The organism is Burkholderia sp. LMG 13014, from assembly GCF_905232215.1.
Classification (GTDB): Bacteria; Pseudomonadota; Gammaproteobacteria; order Burkholderiales; family Burkholderiaceae; genus Burkholderia.
This window is the reverse complement of record NZ_CAJNKE010000821.1, coordinates 1-2105: the sequence shown is the minus strand read 5'-3', so window position 1 is coordinate 2105 and position 2105 is coordinate 1. Positions and strand designations below refer to the sequence as shown.

Sequence of the window (2105 nt, the reverse complement as noted above, 5' to 3'; positions counted from 1 at the left end):
ATCGACAGCGCCATGCCGACCGGCATGAACGTGCTCCACAGCCCGAACGCGAGCGTGCGCCGCTCGGGCGGCGTCACGCGATTCAGCACGGCCGGCGCGGCGACCACCACGATCACGAACCCGAGCCCTTCGGCGAAACGCGTGACCAGCAGCAGCGCGAAGCTGCCGGCCCACGCGCCGGCAACACTCGACAGGCCGAGGATGACGAGGCCCGCGAGCAGCAGCAGCCGGGCGCCCCAGCGCCGCACCAGCACGCCGGCCGCGATCCCGCCAAATACGCCGACGAACGGAAACACCGACATGATCCCGCTCAGCGAAGCGAGCGAACCGCCGAACTCGTGCTGGAGCGACGGCAACGCGATCGTCGCCTTGCCGACGTGCAGCGCCGACACGATGCTCGCCAGCACGACGTTCGCGACGGCGGCCTGGTAGCGGCGCGACGGCAGCGTGGCGGCATCGGCCGCGACAGGCGATTCGGTCATCTCCACCTCGGTTGAAGCGGCCGCGTGCCACGGGATCCGTCACGCGTCCGCGATCGGACTGGCGCACATGATACAAATTGAAGTTAACTTCAAGTAAAGGGGTAATGTGCGCAACGATCCGTTCCGTCGATCGCGGCAATCGGCCGGCAACGCGGCGCGCAGCGTGTGTGGCTCGTGTCGACCGCGGCCGGTCTGCCGCTGTACCGCGCCGCCGGGTTCACGTTGCTCGCACCGATCGCGGTCGACGAAGTGATCGCCTGAACGCGCGTCGAACCGCGTCGAACCGCGCCGGCCATCGCCGCGCGTCTCGCCATTCGTCTCATTGCGCTGAGACGAATGTCCCAGCGTCTCATCCGGCCGGCGGTTTTGCTTGCGCAGCAAATTCCACGCCACGCCCCTCGCCATCCCTCCCTGTCAACGGATACGGCGGTGGTGCATTGCGCCATTCCCTTCCCGCCCAGCCGCCGTCCGGCGCCCCCACTCAAGCTGGCCCCGTTCCTGCATACCGGTCGATCGCGCAATCGCGCGACGGGCACGCCGGCAGCCACGCCTTGCGCCCGACGACAACCTGATGGAGACAGCAACGTGAGTACACCGGCATCGACCACCGCCCCCAGCATGAAAGCTGCCGTCTGGCACGGCCGCCACGACATCCGCGTCGAACAGGTTCCCGTTCCGGCGCGCCCGCCGGCAGACTGGGTCACGATTCGCGTGCACTGGTGCGGAATCTGCGGCTCAGACCTGCACGAATACGTCGCCGGGCCCGTGTTCATCCCGGTCGACGCGCCGCATCCGCTGACGGGCCTGAAGGGCCAGTGCATCCTCGGCCACGAGTTCAGCGGCGAGATCGCCGAACTCGGCGCCGGCGTGACGGGCTTCGCGGTCGGCGACCGCGTGACGGCCGACGCATGCCAGCATTGCGGCACCTGCTGGTATTGCAAACACGGGCTGTACAACATTTGCGAGAACCTCGCGTTCACCGGGCTGATGAACAACGGCGCGTTCGCCGAATACGTGAACGTGCCGGCCGAGCTGCTGTACAAGCTGCCCGACGATTTCCCGACCGAGGCCGGCGCGCTGATCGAGCCGCTCGCGGTCGGGCTGCATGCGGTGAAGAAAGCCGGCAACATCGTCGGGCAGACGGTCGTCGTGGTCGGCGCAGGCACGATCGGGCTGTGCACGATCATGTGCGCGAAAGCCGCGGGCGCCGGGCGCGTGATCGCACTGGAAATGTCGGCCGCGCGCAAGCAGAAGGCGCTGGAAGTCGGCGCGAGCGTCGTCATCGATCCGAAGACGTCGGACGCGATCGCGGAAGTCAAGGCGCTGACCGGCGGCTACGGCGCCGACGTGTCGTTCGAGTGCATCGGGCACACGACCACCGCGAAGCCCGCGATCGACGTGATCCGCAAGGCCGGCAAGTCGGTGATGGTCGGCATCTTCGAGGAGCCGGCGCCGTTCAACTTCTTCGACATCGTGTCGACCGAGAAGGAAGTGATCGGCTCGCTCGCGTACAACGGCGAATTCGCGGACGTGATCCGCTTCATCGCGGACGGCCGCATCGACGTGCAGCCGCTCATCACCGGGCGCATCGCGCTCGGCGACATCGTCTCGCACGGCTTCGAG

Annotated in this window: 2 protein-coding genes; one reads left to right on the top strand and one right to left on the bottom strand. The window is 67.8% G+C overall.

Annotated features, from left to right (window positions below; all coding sequences use genetic code 11):
• A partial coding sequence (locus JYJ84_RS35005; protein WP_205190155.1) for an MFS transporter occupies positions 1–482 on the bottom strand: 482 nt, incomplete at its 3' end.
• A 618-nt stretch (positions 483–1100) separates the two neighbouring features.
• Here JYJ84_RS35005 and JYJ84_RS35000 point away from each other — a divergent pair.
• Positions 1101–2105 (top strand): 2,3-butanediol dehydrogenase (locus tag JYJ84_RS35000; protein WP_205190156.1); only part of this gene is annotated, 1005 nt, incomplete at its 3' end.